Annotated in this window: 12 protein-coding genes and 1 riboswitch; of the genes, 2 read left to right on the forward strand and 10 right to left on the reverse strand. The window is 67.0% G+C overall.

All coding sequences use genetic code 11. The annotated features are described in order from the left end of the window. Positions 1-2: 2 nt before the first annotated feature. The 10 genes from btuB to H7A87_RS14860 form a co-directional block, all read right to left on the reverse strand. On the reverse strand, positions 3-1880 hold the full coding sequence (btuB, locus tag H7A87_RS14815; protein WP_119127634.1) for a TonB-dependent vitamin B12 receptor: 1878 nt from the start codon (positions 1878-1880) through the stop codon (positions 3-5). Between the two features lie 113 nt (positions 1881-1993). After that, positions 1994-2217, reverse strand: a riboswitch (cobalamin riboswitch). Between the two features lie 606 nt (positions 2218-2823). Then, the gene (locus H7A87_RS14820; protein ID WP_119127632.1) at positions 2824-4110 is read right to left on the reverse strand and encodes an aminotransferase class I/II-fold pyridoxal phosphate-dependent enzyme; all 1287 of its coding nucleotides are present in this window, start codon (positions 4108-4110) and stop codon (positions 2824-2826) included. A gap of 156 nt (positions 4111-4266) precedes the next feature. Continuing rightward, positions 4267-5178: a DUF6624 domain-containing protein gene (locus H7A87_RS14825; protein WP_119127628.1), complete on the reverse strand. Its 912-nt coding sequence runs from the start codon at positions 5176-5178 to the stop codon at positions 4267-4269. A 187-nt stretch (positions 5179-5365) separates the two neighbouring features. Next, on the reverse strand, positions 5366-7951 hold the full coding sequence (gene clpB / locus H7A87_RS14830; protein WP_119127626.1) for an ATP-dependent chaperone ClpB: 2586 nt from the start codon (positions 7949-7951) through the stop codon (positions 5366-5368). 193 nt (positions 7952-8144) lie between these two features. After that, positions 8145-8963 (reverse strand): ATP-binding cassette domain-containing protein, encoded by an 819-nt coding sequence (locus tag H7A87_RS14835; RefSeq protein WP_119127624.1) that lies wholly within the window; start codon positions 8961-8963, stop codon positions 8145-8147. After that, positions 8960-9754, reverse strand: coding sequence for an aliphatic sulfonate ABC transporter permease SsuC (ssuC, locus tag H7A87_RS14840; RefSeq protein ID WP_104650225.1), 795 nt, complete (start codon positions 9752-9754; stop codon positions 8960-8962). The genes H7A87_RS14835 and ssuC overlap by 4 nt, the downstream gene beginning before the upstream one ends. A 108-nt stretch (positions 9755-9862) precedes the next feature. Further along, complete coding sequence (locus H7A87_RS14845) at positions 9863-10846, reverse strand: aliphatic sulfonate ABC transporter substrate-binding protein (protein ID WP_119127622.1); 984 nt, start codon at positions 10844-10846, stop codon at positions 9863-9865. 11 nt (positions 10847-10857) lie between these two features. After that, complete coding sequence (mgrA, locus tag H7A87_RS14850; protein WP_119127620.1) at positions 10858-11898, reverse strand: L-glyceraldehyde 3-phosphate reductase; 1041 nt, start codon at positions 11896-11898, stop codon at positions 10858-10860. A gap of 16 nt (positions 11899-11914) precedes the next feature. Beyond that, the gene (locus H7A87_RS14855; protein WP_119127618.1) at positions 11915-13243 is read right to left on the reverse strand and encodes an LLM class flavin-dependent oxidoreductase; all 1329 of its coding nucleotides are present in this window, start codon (positions 13241-13243) and stop codon (positions 11915-11917) included. Positions 13244-13307: 64 nt separating this feature from the next. After that, positions 13308-15563 carry a TonB-dependent receptor gene (locus tag H7A87_RS14860; RefSeq protein WP_232087857.1) on the reverse strand — a complete coding sequence of 752 codons (2256 nt, stop codon included), beginning with the start codon at positions 15561-15563 and terminating at the stop codon, positions 13308-13310. Between the two features lie 264 nt (positions 15564-15827). On the opposite strand from H7A87_RS14860, the gene H7A87_RS14865 reads away from it, so the two are divergent. Together H7A87_RS14865 and H7A87_RS14870 are read left to right on the forward strand one after the other, a co-directional pair. After that, a complete protein-coding gene (locus H7A87_RS14865; RefSeq protein ID WP_119127616.1) occupies positions 15828-16136 on the forward strand; it encodes a GIY-YIG nuclease family protein in 309 nt (102 codons plus the stop codon). A gap of 45 nt (positions 16137-16181) precedes the next feature. Then, complete coding sequence (locus H7A87_RS14870; protein WP_119127615.1) at positions 16182-16889, forward strand: glutathione S-transferase; 708 nt, start codon at positions 16182-16184, stop codon at positions 16887-16889. Positions 16890-16923 lie beyond the last annotated feature (34 nt).

Raw genomic sequence — 16923 nt, forward strand, 5'->3', positions numbered from 1 at the left:
GCTTACTGCGCGGCTTGATACCGCAGGGTCAGCAGATAATTGCGCCCCGGCTGCGCATACCAGCGTGCGGTTTCGTACTGGCGGTCGAACACATTGTTGGCAGTGAGCGAGACCTTCCAGTCGGCAGTCACTGCATAGCTCACGCGCAGATCCAGCAAGCCGTAACCGGCCAGGCGCTCGGTGTTGGCCAGATCGTCGAACCGCTTGCCGGAGCCGAACAGGCTCGCGCCGACGCCGAATGCCCCGACGCTGCGGTCCGCATCGATGCGCCCGCTCTGCCGCGCACGCCGCGGCAGCCAGTTGCCTTGATTGATGCCGCCATCGGCTTCCGGCTGCAGCCAGGTCAAGGCGCTGCGCACGGTCCAGCCGGCCAGCTCGGTGTCGTAGCCGGCTTCCACGCCGCGGATGCGCGCCCGGTCGATGTTGTTCGGCTGCCCGAACGGATGCGCCGCATCCACCAGCGCCGCGTCGTAGGCGATCAGGTCGTCGATGCGGGTCTGGAACGCGCGCAGCGTCCAGGTGCCCCAGTCGTAGCTGCCGCGCAGGCCGAGCTCGGCGCTTCGGGAGGTTTCCGGCCCCAGCAACGGATTGCCGAAATCGGGGTAGTACAACTCGTTGAAGGTCGGCGCCTTGAACGCGGTGCCGTAGCTGGCGGTCAGGCGCAGATGCTCGGCAACATCCCAGCCCCACAGCAGGCTGCCGGTGGTCTTGCCGCCGAACTGGCTGTTGTCGTTGCGACGCAGGCTGGCCTGCACCGACTGCGCACCGAAACTTTGCTGCCACTGCGCGAATGCGGCGCGGTCGATGCGGCTGTCAGCATTGTACGTGTCGCTGCTGGCGATGGCATCGCGCTGCCAATCGAAGCCGACCGTGAACAGGCCCGCACCGGCAGCGATATCGGCCTGCAACGCGCCCTGCTTGCGGCTGGTGTCATAGGTGGACACATACGCACCGTCGTAATACGCATCGCTGAAGTCGGAACTGCTGCCGACGCTGGCGGTGAGCTTGACCGCATCGGTAGGCGCGTAACGCACGCGGCCACCGACCGCCTGCTGCACGCCCTTGGACAGGTTGCCGCCGAAGGCCGAGCCGTCGTATTCGTTGCGGCTCTGCGCGCGCAGGCCGTGCACGTCGGCATCCCACTGGCGATTGAAGCGCCAGCCGCCCTGCACGCTCAACGAATCGTTGCGGTAGCCATCGCGATCCGGATCGTAGTCGCTGGAGCTGGTGTCCAGATACGCGTTGATGCCATCGGTTTCGTCATGCACCGCGTTGGCCGAGTACCAGCCACCGCTTTCGCTCAGATCGCCTTCACTGCGCCCGGCCACGCCCGCGCTGTAGCGGCGCGCGTTGTCGCTGCCGGCCGCCGCGCTGAAGGTCGGCACGAAGCGGCCTTGCGGGCGGCGGGTAAAGATCTGGATCACCCCGCCCAGCGCCTCGGAACCGTACAGGCTGGAGAACGGGCCGCGCACGATTTCGATGCGCTCGATCTGCTCGATCGGCACGTCCTGCAACGCCGCGCCGCCCGAGGTGGCCGAGCCGATGCGCACGCCATCGATCAACACCACCACCTGGTCGGATTCGGTGCCGCGCAGGAACAGCGAGGTCGGCTTGCCCGGGCCGCCGTTGTTGGCCAGCGCCACGCCGGCCTCGCCACGCAGCAGGTCCTGCAGTGAATTGACCTGGCGACGCTCGATCTGCGCGCGGTCGATCACCGTGACCGGCGCCAGCGTCTGGTCCTGGGTCTGCGCAGTGCGCGAGGCGGTGACCACGACCTGGTCGAGATCGATGGCAGCCTCGGCGTGGGCCAGGTGGGCCACGCACAGCGACAGCCCTGCGGCCAGCACCGCACGACGCGCCAAAACGGAAGAAACGGACATCGACTGCTGCTCCTGGAACCGCGCCTACCCGCGCGGGGGCAATGGGGCGGCAGGCAGCAACGGGCCAAGCGTCCAACGCGCAGCGCCAGACGAGCAAGGCCACGCCCACCGCGTGCCGGTTCAATCCCTCAGGCCGGTCTCCGGGCTCGCGAGTGGAAGCCTGCGCCTCCGATGCCGCGCCTTCCCATGCGACTGCACAGTGGCGTGTTGCGGCATATGACCTCGCCCACCGTTGCGGGGGCAGCTCCGGCATTGCAGCTCGCCAAGGCGATCTACGCACCGGATTCCCGTTTAAACAACCGCAACCGCGGCAGTCACCTCAGGGGCGCGCATGGTAGCAGGATTGGCCAGGGGCACCGGCGCGCTCTGGCAACCGGCCAGGCGCCGCGCGTCGGCACGCCCCAAATCCAGCCACGCGTCGGTGGGGTGCTGGAATTCCCCAGGGCATGGAAGCAACGCGCCGAGGCGGCAGCGCGGGCGCACCAAAGCGCAGGTGAAGCTGGCGCGCAACCCGTGCATTGGTGCCCAACAGTAACGGGAGCTTCAAATCACGCGTTGCCGGCTTGTTCAAGGTTTCCAGGGCATGGAAGCGACGTGCCGAGGCGGCAGCGTGGCCGGGGATTGGCGGAGAGCGGCACACGGATGTGCCGCGGCGGCGAGTCAGACAGGATGTCTGACCGAGCCGAGGAGCCAGTCCCCGGCCGCGCTGCCGCCCCTACCGAAGCCCGAGAAAGACAGCGTGCTTGGCGGTGCCCGGAGAACCCGTACCTCACCCCAACCCCCGCAAGCGCGCCCCGGCCCGCGCTTGCGGCGCGGGCGCTCCAAGGCACGCGCGCCCATGGCGCGCCAGCTATGCCTCCTCGCCCCCGACGGGAGCGGGGGCTAGCCGTCTCCGGCTAGCTCGTTCCTTCGCGCACTCCTGCTCAGGTAACGGCTATCAACCTCACGCCCCCTGCAGCGCCTGCTCCAGATCGGCCAGCAGATCGTCGATATGCTCGATCCCGATCGATAACCGCACCGTGTCTTCGCTGACCCCGGCATGCTCAAGTTCGGCCGGGCCCAGCTGACGGTGCGTGGTCGATGCCGGATGCGTGGCCAGCGACTTCGCATCGCCGATGTTCACCAGCCGCGTGAACAACTGCAGCGCATCCAGAAAACGCGCGCCTGCCGCGCGCCCACCGGGCAGGCCGAAGGTCAGCACGCCCGAGCCATGCCCGCCCAGATACTTCTGCGCCAATGCATGCTCCGGATGATCCGGCAGCGCGGCGTAATTGACCCAGGCAACCCGCGCGTGCTGCTGCAGATAGGTTGCTATTGCCAGCGTGTTGGCGTTGATGCGCTCCATCCGTAGCGGCAGCGTTTCGATGCCTTGCAGGATCAGGAACGCATTGAACGGCGACAACGCCGCGCCGGTATTGCGCAGCGGCACCACGCGCGCACGGCCGATGTAGGCGGCATCGCCCAGCGCTTCGGTGTACACCACGCCGTGATAGCTCACGTCCGGCTCGTTGAGGCGTGGAAACCGCTGCTTGTGCTCCGCCCACGGAAAGCGCCCGCTGTCCACGATCGCCCCGCCGATGCTGTTGCCATGGCCGCCCAGATACTTGGTCAGCGAATGCACCACGATGTCGGCACCGAACTCGATCGGGCGCAGCAGCGACGGCGTGGCCACGGTGTTGTCCACGATCAGCGGCACGCCGTGCGCGTGCGCCACTGCCGCCACCGCCTCGATATCGGTGATGTTGCCGCGCGGGTTGCCGATCGACTCGACGAACACCGCCTTGGTGCGTTCGTCGATCAAGCCGGCAAACGCCTGCGGATCGCGATAGTCGGCAAAGCGCGTGCCGATGCCGAACTGCGGCAAGGTATGCGCGAACAGATTGTAGGTGCCGCCATACAACGCACTGGAAGAGACGATGTTGTCGCCGGCCTCGGCAATGGTCTGGATCGCATAGGTCACCGCGGCCTGCCCCGACGCCAGTGCCAACGCGCCAATGCCGCCTTCCAGCGCAGCCACGCGCTGCTCCAGCACGTCGTTGGTCGGATTCATGATGCGGCTATAGATATTGCCCTGCACCTTGAGGTCGAACAGGTCCGCGCCATGCTGGGTATCGTCGAATGCGTAGGCGACGGTCTGGTAGATCGGCACCGCCACCGCCCGCGTGGTGGGATCGGGCGTATAGCCGCCGTGCACGGCGATGGTTTCGGGCTTCCACTGCGGATCGGTCATGGCGCGGCTCGCTGCTGGACAAGGAGCCCGACGATACCCGGCCGCCGACCCGCACCTCATGACAGCCGGCTATGACGACATCGCCAGCGGTCAGGTCCTTCAGCAAACCCGCCTGCATGCCGCGCACGCAGGCGACGCCGCTCTCACCACCAACAATCAGTGCACCGGCCGATGGTAGACGTCTTCCAACATCCGCTTGTACTGGTCCATTGGAGGTAACCCCATGCGGCGACGCCGCGCATCCAGACCTGCCAGGTCCTCGGTAGGCGCCAACGACTTACTGCCATCGGGATCGGTCACGAATTGGGTGCCGTAGCGCTGAGGCTTCCCTTGCGCACGCAGGACACGATCGGTGAGCAGCGCAACATCGTCGGGCGCCACATCGTGCCTGGCAAGCGCCGCTTCCATCAGGGCCAGAGCCTGCGCCTGAAACGCCGGATCGGCGTCGGCATGCTGTATCAGGGTCCATGCTGCATTTGCGCCGTCTTCGCCCACCAGGCGCCGTCCTGGCCATCCCTGCGTCGCGACGACCTGCTTGAGCCATTCGGTGTTTTCGCGCATCACCGGCACGATCGATGCCCAGTCGGCTGGCTTGCCTCCAGCGGTGATTGCTGCATTTTGCGCATGCTGATCCTTCTCTACGCGCGCAAGCAGTTCCTGCCGCAATTGCGGATTCAACGCCGTCTGCTGCTGCGCACTGATGCGTTCGGCCTTAGCCAGCAGCGCAGGCCACCCATCCGTCTTTCGCAGCCGATTCAGGCCCGGCCGGTCCTTGCTGCGCAGATCCTCGATGGAGATTCGCCCCCGTGGAATTTCCTCCTCGAGATAGCGTATCGCCTCGTCGGTCTGTTTCGCTGCCGCCAGACACTCCGCGCGCAGGAGTTCGCCATTTTGCGGCAGTTCGCCGGAGGAGCGCTGCAGTGCGGCCATCACCTGGGCACAACCCGCGTAGTCCTCCGCCTCGTAAGCCTTGAGCGCGGCGAAAATATCCGGCACTTCCGCTGCGTGCAGGGCACCTGTTAATCCCAAGGCGACGCCGACATAGATCGAAACATACGCAAGACGCATCTGAAGTTCCTTGCCAGATGAGGTGTTCGACGGGAGCAGAGCGCGGCTATTCACTAGGCGCCAAAGCGACCCGCATGCCGCAGGCGAGCCGCCCCCGCATCCTGCGGGACGACTCGCCCTCCAATCAAGCCTTACCGAACTCCAGATGCCTGCCCTGCGCGTGCGCGCGCATAACCGGTGCTGCGCCTCAGCCCTTGGTAAAAGCCAGCCGCCCGCCTTCAGCGCGCACTTGCACGGTGTCGCCACCGAGGTACTGGCCCGACAGGATCTGCTGCGCCAGCGGGTTTTCCACCTGCGACTGGATCGCGCGCTTGAGCGGGCGGGCGCCATACACCGGGTCGAAACCGACATTGCCCAGCAATTCCAGCGCCGCATCGTCCAGGTCCAGCTTGAGGCCGCGCTCGGACAGGCGTTTTTCCAGCCCATGCAACTGGATGCGCGCGATCGACTTGATCTGCGCCTTGTCCAGCGGATGGAACACCACGATGTCGTCCAGCCGGTTGATGAACTCCGGGCGGAAATGCGCCTGCACCACGCCCATCACCGCCGCCTTCATCTGCGTGTAGGCCTCGGCGCTGCCGTCGCCGGACAGTTCCTGGATCTGGTGCGAGCCCAGGTTGGAGGTCATCACGATGACGGTGTTGCGGAAGTCCACCGTGCGGCCCTGGCCATCGGTGAGGCGGCCGTCGTCGAGCACCTGCAGCAGGATGTTGAAGACATCGGCATGCGCCTTTTCCACCTCGTCCAGCAGGATCAGCGAATACGGACGCCGACGCACCGCCTCGGTGAGGTAGCCGCCTTCCTCGTAGCCCACGTAGCCCGGGGGCGCACCGATCAAGCGCGACACCGAATGCTTCTCCATGAACTCGCTCATGTCGATGCGGATCATTGCCTCGGTGCTGTCGAACAGGAAGTCCGCCAGCGCCTTGCACAACTCGGTCTTGCCCACGCCGGTCGGGCCCAGGAACAGGAACGAGCCGCTCGGGCGGTTGGGATCGGACAGGCCGGCGCGCGAACGCCGCACCGCGTCGGAGACGACCTTGATCGCCTCGTTCTGCCCGACCACGCGCTGGTGCAGTTCCTCTTCCATGCGCAGCAGTTTGTCGCGCTCGCCTTCGAGCATCTTGTTGACCGGGATCCCGGTCCAGCGCGACACCACCTCGGCGATTTCCTCGGCGGTGACGCGGTCCTGCACCAGCTTGAAGTCGTGGTGTTCGACCTCGTTGGCCAGCGCCATCTGCTTTTCCAGCTGCGGCAGCACGCCGTACTGGATCTCGCTCATCTTGGCGTAGTCCTGGCGCCGTTGCGCCGCTTCCAGTTCCAGCTTGGCGTGCTCGATCTGCTCCTTGACCTTGGTGGTGCCCTGCAACGCGGCCTTTTCCGACTTCCACAACTCGTTGAGGTCGTAGAACTCGCGCTCGAGCTTGTCGATGTCGGTTTCCAGATCGGCCAGGCGCTGACGCGAGGCGTCGTCCTTTTCCTTCTTCAGCATCTCGCGCTGGATCTTGAGCTGGATCAGGCGGCGCTCCAGGCGGTCGAGTTCTTCCGGCTTGGAGTCGATCTCCATGCGGATACGCGAAGCCGCCTCGTCCATCAGGTCGATGGCCTTGTCCGGCAACTGGCGGTCGGTGATGTAGCGGTTGGACAGGGTGGCGGCGGCGACGATGGCCGGGTCGGTGATTTCCACGCCGTGATGCACCGCGTAGCGTTCCTTCAAGCCGCGCAGGATCGCGATGGTGTCCTCCACCGTCGGCTCGCCCACGAACACCTTCTGGAAGCGTCGCTCCAGCGCGGCGTCCTTCTCGATGTACTTGCGGTATTCGTCCAGCGTGGTGGCACCGATGCAGTGCAGCTCGCCACGCGCCAGCGCCGGCTTGAGCATGTTGCCGGCGTCCATCGCGCCATCGGCCTTGCCGGCGCCGACCATGGTGTGCAGCTCGTCGATGAACAGGATGATCTGGCCCTCGTTCTTGGACAGATCGCTGAGCACCGCCTTCAGGCGTTCTTCGAACTCGCCGCGGAACTTGGCGCCGGCAATCAACGCGCCCATGTCCAGCGACAGCACGCGCTTGCCGCGCAGGCCTTCGGGCACTTCGCCGTTGATGATGCGCTGGGCCAGGCCCTCGACAATGGCGGTCTTGCCCACGCCCGGTTCGCCGATCAGCACCGGGTTGTTCTTGGTGCGCCGCTGCAACACCTGGATGGTGCGGCGGATCTCTTCGTCGCGGCCGATCACCGGATCGAGCTTGCCGCTCTCCGCACGCGCAGTCAGGTCGATGGTGTATTTTTCCAGCGCCTGGCGTTGTTCCTCGGCGTTTTCCGACTGCACGGTTTCGCCGCCGCGCAGCTTGTCGATGGCCGCTTCGATCTTCTTCTTGTCGCCACCGGCCGCGCGCAGCGCCACGCCCAGCGGGCTGGCATCGTCGGCGGCGGCCAGCACGAACCACTCGCTGGCGATGAACGCATCGCCATGTTGCTGGGACAGCTTGTCGGTCTGGTTGAGCAGGCGGTTGAGATCGTTGCCGATCGACAGGTTGCCTTCCTGCCCGGAGACCTTGGGCAGCGTGTCCAGCGCCTCGCCCAGCCGCTCCCGCAGCAGCGGCACGTTGACGCCGGCCTGCGACAGCAGCGGGCGCGTGCTGCCGCCGCTCTGGTCGAGCAGGGCGGCCAGCACGTGCACCGGCTCGATGATGTTGTGGTCGCGGCCCACGGCCAGCGACTGCGCGTCGGCCAGCGCCTGCTGGAACCGCGAGGTGAGCTTGTCCATCCGCATGGGGAGAATCCTCTGAACTGGTGGCCGGCAACGCCGACGATACCGTGCAGATGCGGCTGCTGTGCGGGGTTTCAAGGTGTGGCGGCTGCGCAGGCGCCGATGCGGGCACCAGGACCGGCTCATATCCATGGGATGGGCTGCGCGCTACGGGCTCGCACAGTGGCCTGAGCGACCCAGGCCCACCGGCAAACCGTCAGATGATCCGCCGGAGAGACAAAGGTGCAGGCATGGCACCCTCCCGCTCCACAGCAGGAGTCTCCGCGCCCGCTGGCGCCACCACGTCCGGCGTCCGCAGCAGGCGCGCCAGCACCTGCGCCTGGATTGCCGCCAGGGCCGGCGCGCCGGGTGCACGCGGATGCGGGACCGGCACCGGCAGATCCAGGCCGACCTGGCCGTGTTCGATCAGCACGATGCGATCGGCCAGCGCACTGGCCTCGGCCACGTCGTGGGTCACCAGCACCAGGGTGAAGCCATGCTGCCGCCACAACTGTACGATCAGCTGCTGCATCTCGATGCGCGTCAACGCATCCAGCGCGCCCAGCGGTTCGTCCAGCAACAACAGCCGCGGCCGATGCACCAGCGCACGCGCCAGGGCCACGCGCTGGCGCTGGCCGCCGGACAGCGTCGCCGGCCAGTCGCCGCCACGCGAGCCCAGCCCCACCGCGTCCAGCGCCACCTGTGCCTGCGCACGCCCGGCACGCCCCAGGCCCAGCGCCACGTTGTCGATCACGCGCTTCCACGGCAGCAGCCGCGCGTCCTGGAACATCAGCCGCACCGCGTCGCGCTGCGCCGCCAGCGCGGCATGACCGCTGTCGACGGTGCCGGTCTCGGCCGTCTCCAGCCCGGCGATCACCCGCAGCAAGGTGCTCTTGCCGCAGCCGCTGCGCCCGACCACCGCCACACATGCGCCAGGTGCGACGTCCAGGTCGATGTCGCGCAACACGGCGCTGTCGCCGTAGCGCTTGCCGATGCCGCGCAAGTGCAGCGGCAGGCCGGTCTCGGTCGCGCTCATCGGCGCAGCTCCGCACGTTGTTGCTGCGCCGGATGCCAGCCCAGCCACCAGGCTTCCAGTCCGCGTGCGGCCAGATCGGCCAGCTTGCCGAGCAGTGCATACAACACGATGGCGACCACCACGATGTCGGTCTGCAGAAACTCGCGCGCGTTGGTCGCCAGATAGCCGATACCGGAACTTGCGGAAATGGTTTCGGCCACGATCAGCGTCAGCCACATCAGCCCCAACGCAAAGCGCAAGCCGACCAGGATCGACGGCAATGCGCCGGGCAACAACACATCGACGAACAGCTGCGGCCCGCGCAAGCCGTAATTGCGCGCCATCTCGATCAAGGCCGGGTCCACGCTGCGGATGCCGTGGTAGGTGTTGAGGTAGATCGGGAAGAACGTGCCCAATGCCACCAGGAACAGCTTGGCGCCCTCGTCGATGCCGAACCACAGGATCACCAGCGGAATCAGCGCCAGATGCGGCACGTTGCGCAGCATCTGCAGGCTGCTGTCGAGCAGGCGCTCGGCCACCCGCGACACGCCGGTCAGCAGGCCCAGCGCAAAGCCGATGCCGCCGCCGATGGCCAGGCCCACGGCCGCCCGCCAGCTGCTGATCGCCAGGTGTTGCCACAACTCGCCACTGCGCACCAAGGTGACTGCCGCGCGCAGCACCGCGTCCGGCGCAGGCAGGATGCGCTGCGGCAACCAGCCGCCGGAGGCCGCGACCTGCCAGGCCACCAGCAAGGCCAGCGGCAACACCCAGGGCACCAGTGCATTGCCCAGACGCTGCAGGCGGCTACGCATCGCGCAACCGTGGTGTGGTGGCAGGGCCTCGACGCGACGGCGCGCATCTGCCCGTTGCCGATGTCCGGCACGCGTCCGCACCTGCGCGTGTGCTGCGGCTTGCGCGCATCACTTGCCCCCCGCCGGCTTGCCCGCCGTTTGCGCGGCCGCCGCCGCGGGCGCACGCCATACCGCCGGCGCCACCAGCACGCGTTTGGGCAACAGGCGCTGCGCGTAGAACAGATCGGCTGTGGCCTGCTGCGCCTTGACGACCTCGGCGCTGAGCGGCTGCACGCTGGCCGGCGGGCGGTGCGTCAGCGTGCGCTCGACCACCGCGGGCGACAGCCCGCTGACCTGCGCCAGCACCTTGATGCTGCCGGCGCGGTCGCGCTCCAGCAAGCCATCGGCCTGGTTGAGCTGCACCATCACCTGCTGCACGAACGGGCCCCAGGCGGTGGCGTAACGGCGCGAGGACAGGAAGAACCCGCCGGTCAGCCCCAGCCCTTCGCCGTTGGCGAGCAGGCGTGCGCTGCCCTCCAGCGTCAGTGCCGAATACCACGGGTCCCAGATCGCCCAGGCATCCACCTGCCCGGCGGCGAACGCCGCACGTGCATTGGCCGGCGACAGATACAACGGCGTGATGTCGCGCATGCCCAGGCCGGACTTGGCCAACAGGCGCAGCAGCAGGTTGTGCGCGCTGGAGCCCTTCTGGAAGGCAACCCGCTTGCCCTTGAGGTCGGCCACCCGCCGCAGCGAGCTGCTGGCCGGCACCAGGATGGTCTCGGCCTTGGGCGTGGGCGGCACCCAGCCCACGTACAGCAGGTCGGCACCGGCGGCCTGCGCGAACAGCGGCGGAATGTCACCCGCACCGCCCAGGTCGATGCTGCCCACGTTCAAGGCTTCCAGCAGCTGCGGGCCGGCCGGGAACTCCACCCAGCTGATTTTGGTGCGCGGGAAGCGCTGCTCCAGCAACCGATGCTGTTTGGCCAGCACCAGGCTGGATACCGCTTTCTGATAGCCGATACGCAGCTGCGCCGGCTCGGCGGCCGTTGCGGGTTGCAGCCACGCGATGCCGCACAACAGCAACGCAGCAAACAAAAAACGGTAGCGCATCGGCGTGTTCCTCATTGCCAGTCGGTGGACGGTTTTTCCCAGAGGTTCACGCCCCCCTCGACCGCAAAGCGATCGATCTCGGCCAGCTCTTCCGCACTGAACTCGGGCGTCTGCAAGGCCGCGACGTTTTCGATCAACTGCTCCGGTCGGCTGACACCCAGCAATGCCGAGCTCACCCGCCGGTCGCGCAGCACCCAGGCCAAGGCCAGCTGCGCCAGACTCTGTCCACGCCGCTGCGCGATCGCCTCCAGCCCGCGTGCGCGTCGCAGGTTGTCCTCGGACAGATGTTCCGGCCGCAGCGAGTCGCCACCAGGCCGGTTCACCCGCGCATCGCCGGGGACGCCATTGAGGTACTTGCCGGTCAACAGGCCCTGCGCCAGCGGCGTGAAGGCGATCACCCCGGCGCCGACCTCCTCGGTTGCGTCGAACAATTCGTGCTCGGCCCAGCGATTGAACAGGTTGTAGGCCGGCTGATGGATCAACAACGGCACCTTCCACTCGCGCAACAACGCGGCGATTTCGCGCGTGCGCGCCGCCGAATACGACGACACGCCCACATACAGCGCCTTGCCCTGCTGCACCGCGCTGGCCAGTGCACCGGCGGTCTCTTCCAGCGGCGTGTCCGCATCGAAGCGGTGCGAGTAGAAGATGTCCACGTAGTCCACGCCCAGGCGTTGCAGGCTCTGGTCCAGGCTGGACAGCAGGTACTTGCGCGAACTGCCGCCCTGCCCGTACGGGCCCGGCCACATGTCCCAGCCGGCCTTGGTGGAGAGGATCAATTCATCGCGATACGGCCTGAAGTCCTCACGCAGCAGGCGGCCAAAGTTGATTTCCGCGCTGCCATACGGCGGGCCGTAGTTGTTGGCCAGATCGAAATGGGTAATGCCCAGGTCGAAGGCGGTACGCAGCAATGCGCGCTGCGTGTCGATCGGCGTGCTGTCGCCGAAGTTGTGCCACAGGCCCAGCGACAGCGCAGGCAGGACAAGACCGCTGCGGCCGACACGGCGGTAGGCGATACGGTCGTAACGATCGGGATGTGCGAGATAGGTCATCAGGGTATCCGGTGAGTCAGCGTGCGCTGAAGCGATTGACGGGGCGTGCCAGCCCCAGATGATCGCGCAAGGTGCGCCCGGCATATTCACGCCGGAACAGTCCACGCCGCTGCAGCTCGGGCACCACGTGCGTGGCCACATCGGCCAGGCCGCCGGGCAGATGGGGTACCAGCACGTTGAAGCCGTCGGCGGCGCCCTGCTCGAACCAGGCCTGCAGCTCGTCGGCAATCTGCGTGGGCGTGCCGATCAGGCTGTAATGCCCGCGCCCGCCTGCGATGCGCCGGCCGAGCTGGGCAATGCTCAGTTGCTCCTGTCCGGCCAGCTCGGTGAACAACTGCTGGCGACTGCGTTGCCCGGTTTCGGTGAGCGGCAACTCCGGCAACGGGCCATCGGGCGGATAGCCGGACAGGTCGAAATTGCCCAGCATGCGCGACAGCAGCGCGATGCCGACCTCCGGCTCCACCAGCGCCTGGAACTGCTCGAATTTTTCCTGCGCCTCGGCCTGGCTCTGCCCGACCACGATGAACACACCCGGCATCACCTTCAACGCATCGCGCGAACGCCCGAACTGTTCCAGCCGCCCCTTGATGTTGGCATAGAACGCCTGCGCCTTGGCCAGCGACGATTGCGCGGTGAACACTACCTCGGCCGTTTCCGCCGCCAGCGCGCGCCCGGGCTCGGACGAGCCGGCCTGCACCAGCACCGGATGCCCCTGGGGCGCACGCGCGATGTTGAGCGGGCCGCGGACCTGGAAGTGCGTGCCGCGATGATCCAGCACATGCAGCCGCGCCGGATCGTAGTGCACGCCGGCGGCGGTATCGGCGATGAAGGCATCGTCGTCCCAGCTGTCCCACAGCCCCGCGACCACCTGCTGGAATTCGCGCGCCCGCGCATAGCGCTCGGCATGCACATAATGCGCGTCGCGGTTGAAGTTCAATGCTTCGTCGGCGGCATCGGAAGTAACCAGGTTCCAGCCGGCACGCCCACCGGACAGATGGTCCAGCGAGGCGAACTTGCGCGCCACGTGGTACGGCTCGTTGTAGCTGGTGGTCATGGTGGCAATCAGGCCGATACGCTCGCTCACCACCGCCAACGCGCTCAGCAGCGTGAGCGGCTCGAACAGGCTGGAGCGCGCCATCCGCGATGCCACCGGCCCACCGGCCGCAGCCAGGCTGTCGGCGACGAACACCGCATCGAACCGGGCGGCCTCGGCGATGCGCACCATCTCACGATAGTGATCGAACACCAGCGGATCGGCACTGGCCTGCGGGTGCCGCCACGCGGCCACGTGATGGCCGGTGGCCATCAGGAACGCCCCGAGCGAGAGCTGTCGTGCGGCGCTCATCGCAGTCCACCGTGCGTCGCGCCTGCATGGCTCGGATCACTCTCGAAACACATCACAAACATCGTCAAAAATCCTTGTGCAATTGCAGCCCGACATAACGCTGGTCGTCACGCGGCACCAGCCGGTACACGTTGCCGGTGGCATTGGCCAACAATGGCGCGTACGTGCGGTCGCCGAGATTGCGGCCGAGCACCGCCACCCGCCAGCCATGCGCATCGTCGGCCAGCGCGATGCTGGCGTTCCAGATCGCATACGGGCCCTGGACGGTCTGCGGGGTCTGGCTGAGGTCGTACTGCACGCTGTCCTGCCAGCTCACGTCGCCGTTGACTTCCAACGCCAGGCTGCCGCGCAGCGGCACCCGGTAGCCGGCGCGCAGATTGCCCTTCCAGTCAGGCGAAAACGGCAACGGCCGGCCGTCGACATTGCAGTTGGCCGCGGCGGCGGCGGGACAGGCGAAGCGCTGGATGCGCGCCTGCGTGTAGGCCAGCGAGCCGGCCAGGCTGAGCCGCTCGGTGGGCCGATACTCCAGATCCAGCTCCAGACCCCGCGTGCGCACCTGCCCGGCGTTGATCAGGCGCGTCACCACCTGCCCGGCCACGGTATCGAAGAAGTTGGCCTGGTAGTTGGCGTATTCGGTATGGAACAGCGCGACGTTCGCACTGAGGCGATCGTCCAACGCACGCGCCTTCAGGCCGAGTTCCCAGGCGTTGGAGGTCTCCGGCTTGAGCGCCGGCGTATCGCGCGGCTGCATGTTGAAGAACACGTTGTAGGCCGGGCCCTTGTAGCCGCGCGAATAGGTGAGGTAGCCGGTGGTCCGCGCATCGACGTCGTATTGCAGGCCGGTACGGCCCGACACCCCGTTTTCCGCGGTGCTGCCGCTGCTTGCGGTGGACGGCTGGATGCCGGTGACTGCGGTTGCCGAGCTGGACACGCGCTGATGCCGGTAGTCGAGCGTGTCGCGGGTGAAGCGCGCGCCCAATAGCGCACGCAGATCCGGGCGCCAATGCCAGGTGGCCTCGCCGAAGGCGGCATAGGTTTCCGCGCGGGTGGCGTAATCGGCCACGCCCACGTTGCTGGCGGTGGGCGTCGTCACCGTGCGGCGGTAGGTTTCGTCATCGCGCGCATGCAGGTAATACAGCCCGGCGACCGCCTCCACCGCACGATCGCGCGGGGTCTGGATGCGCACTTCCTGCGAATACTGCGTGTAGCCCAGGTCACCACGGTCGTGCGAGGACGGAAACGCCGCGCTGCGTTGCGCGGTGCGATCGCCATCCTGGAACTGGGTGTTGTCCCATTGCCGCCACGCGCTGATCGAGGTCAGCAGCGCATCGCCGAGTTGCTGGTCCAGCTGCAGCGAGGCGCCCTTGTTGATGTCGTCCAGAGACGTGCGGTAATCGCTGTTGATCTGCCGGTTGTCGGCGCTGGCGATGACCGGTGCCAGCGCTGCGGCGAAGTCCGCACGCGTACTGGCAACCACCACCCCGCTGGGCGCATCGCTGTGCGATTGCAGGTAGTCGGCGAGCAGCGTCGCGTTCAAGCCGGGGGTCGGGGTCAGGTCCAGCCGCAGCCGCGCGCCGGAGCGTCGGTAGCCGTTGACGGTCTGGCCGTTGGCCGCGTTGCGCACATTGCCGCCGTACTCGGCCCACAACGCCGACACGCTGGCCTTGAGCAGCTCCGGCACCAGCGTGCCGCCAACACTGGCACGCACGCGGTCTTCGTCGCCGCCACCGAAGTGCGAATAATCGACATAGCCGCCGAACAGTTCCGGCGCCGGCTTGCTGACGATATTGAGCACGCCGGCCGAGGCGTTCTTGCCGAACAAGGTGCCCTGCGGCCCGCGCAGGACTTCGATGCGCTCGACATCGAGCAGGTCCAGCGTGGCCTGGCCTGGACGCCCCAGCACCACCCCGTCGATCACCGTGGCCACGCTGGGCTCGACGCCCGGCGAGGTGGAAATGGTGCCCACGCCACGCAGGAACAACGAGGTGTCCTTGTTGGAGGCACCAGTGCGGAAGGTCAGGCTGGGCACCAGCGCCGGCAGGTCGGCCACGCTGTTGCGGTTTTCGCGCTCAAGCGTCTCGCCCTGGACCACCGATACCGCCACCGGCACCTGCTGCAGGGTGGTTTCGCGGCGCGTGGCGGTCACGGTGACCGCACCCAGTGTCTGCGCGGCGCGCTCCGGCGTTGCGGCAGCCTCGCCCACTTCATCGGCCAGCACCGGCGTAACCGCCCACGCCAGACTCCACGCCAACACCTGCGGCCTGGCCAACCATCTCGAAGCAGCGAGGATCCTTGCAGGGGTCCGGTGTCGCGCGGGCATGTACGTCCTTTCGTGGCGTCGGCTGTCTTGCAGCAGCGTGGGGAACTGCGAGTCGGCGAGCGCTGTGCACGGCGACCCTTGCGCAGCGCAAGCCAAAACGGCGCTGCAATGCGGTAGCGCATGCTGTTTGCAGCTGGCTCAAGCGTCAAATAACCAATGTTCAGATGGTTATTCACTCACGCGTCGCAGCGTGCCGGTCATCCATGCCCGGCGCGCGCCAAGACCCTCGCTGCACGACACCCGGCCAATGGCGATAATGGGCACATGGATGCACCCAAGCCCTGGCACCTCTACCTGCTGCTGTGCCGCAACGGCAGTTATTACGCCGGCATCACCAATGATCTGGAGCGGCGCTTTCAGGCACACCTGCGTGGCACCGGCGCGCGCTATACACGTGCACATCCGCCGCTGGAACTGCTTGCCAGCCATCCATATGCGGACCGCGCCGCCGCCTCGCGCGCGGAGTGGCAGCTCAAGCAACAACCGCGCGCGCGCAAGCTGGCCTGGCTGCTGGCACAACCGCACGATGATATCGGGTCACAGCCCGCTGACGCCTCGCTCACGCCCGCCTAGCCGCGCGGTTTCTATGGTGTAGCGTTGTCAATCGCGGAGCAGCACATGCACTACCAGCTCTACTACTGGACCGGCCTGCAGGGCCGCGGCGAATTCGTCCGCCTCGCACTGGAAGATGCCGGTGCCGACTATACCGACGTGGCGCGCGTGGAAGGCGATGAGGTGATGAATGCCTTTTTGGAAGGCAACCAGGCCGGCGCGCAGCCGTTTGCGCCGCCCTTCCTCAAGGCTGGCGATACGGTGGTTGCGCAGGTCGCGGCCATCCTGCATGTCATCGGGCCACAACTGCAGCTGGTACCCGACTCGGACGCGCAGCGCATCCAGGCATTGCAGTTGCAGCTGACCATCGCCGATCTGGTGGCCGAGGTGCACGACAGCCATCATCCGATCGCCACCGGCCTGTATTACGAAGATCAGAAAGCCGAGGCGGCCAAGCGCGCCAAGGACCTGCGCGACAACCGCCTGCCCAAGTTCCTGGGCTATTTCGAGCAGGTGCTGCAACAGGCCGGCGGCACCCATGTGCTGGGCACGCACTCGTACGTGGACCTGTCGCTGTTCCAGTTGGTCAGCGGACTGGAGTACATGTTCCCCAAGCGCATGAAGACACTATCGGCCGATCTTCCCGGCCTGAAGGCCTTGCAGCAACGCGTGGCCGCGCGCCCGCGCATCGCGGCCTATCTCGCATCCGACCGACGCGTGGCGTTCAATACCAATGGCATCTTCCGCCACTATCCGGAACTGGATGCGGCGTAAGCAGTGGCGGCACGTGGCGTAGCGCGTGCCGCCC

Source organism: Xanthomonas sp. CPBF 426 (genome assembly GCF_903989465.1).
Taxonomy (GTDB): Bacteria; Pseudomonadota; Gammaproteobacteria; order Xanthomonadales; family Xanthomonadaceae; genus Xanthomonas; species Xanthomonas euroxanthea.

Coding starts and splice junctions, on each gene's coding strand:
- H7A87_RS14865 (WP_119127616.1), top strand. CDS start 15,828: ATGGATGCACCCAAGCCCTGGCACCTCTACCTGCTGCTGTGCCGCAAC.
- H7A87_RS14820 (WP_119127632.1), bottom strand. CDS start 4,110: ATGACCGATCCGCAGTGGAAGCCCGAAACCATCGCCGTGCACGGCGGC.
- H7A87_RS14825 (WP_119127628.1), bottom strand. CDS start 5,178: ATGCGTCTTGCGTATGTTTCGATCTATGTCGGCGTCGCCTTGGGATTA.
- clpB (WP_119127626.1), bottom strand. CDS start 7,951: ATGCGGATGGACAAGCTCACCTCGCGGTTCCAGCAGGCGCTGGCCGAC.
- H7A87_RS14835 (WP_119127624.1), bottom strand. CDS start 8,963: ATGAGCGCGACCGAGACCGGCCTGCCGCTGCACTTGCGCGGCATCGGC.
- H7A87_RS14860 (WP_232087857.1), bottom strand. CDS start 15,563: ATGCCCGCGCGACACCGGACCCCTGCAAGGATCCTCGCTGCTTCGAGA.
- btuB (WP_119127634.1), bottom strand. CDS start 1,880: ATGTCCGTTTCTTCCGTTTTGGCGCGTCGTGCGGTGCTGGCCGCAGGG.
- ssuC (WP_104650225.1), bottom strand. CDS start 9,754: ATGCGTAGCCGCCTGCAGCGTCTGGGCAATGCACTGGTGCCCTGGGTG.
- mgrA (WP_119127620.1), bottom strand. CDS start 11,898: ATGACCTATCTCGCACATCCCGATCGTTACGACCGTATCGCCTACCGC.
- H7A87_RS14870 (WP_119127615.1), top strand. CDS start 16,182: ATGCACTACCAGCTCTACTACTGGACCGGCCTGCAGGGCCGCGGCGAA.
- H7A87_RS14845 (WP_119127622.1), bottom strand. CDS start 10,846: ATGCGCTACCGTTTTTTGTTTGCTGCGTTGCTGTTGTGCGGCATCGCG.
- H7A87_RS14855 (WP_119127618.1), bottom strand. CDS start 13,243: ATGAGCGCCGCACGACAGCTCTCGCTCGGGGCGTTCCTGATGGCCACC.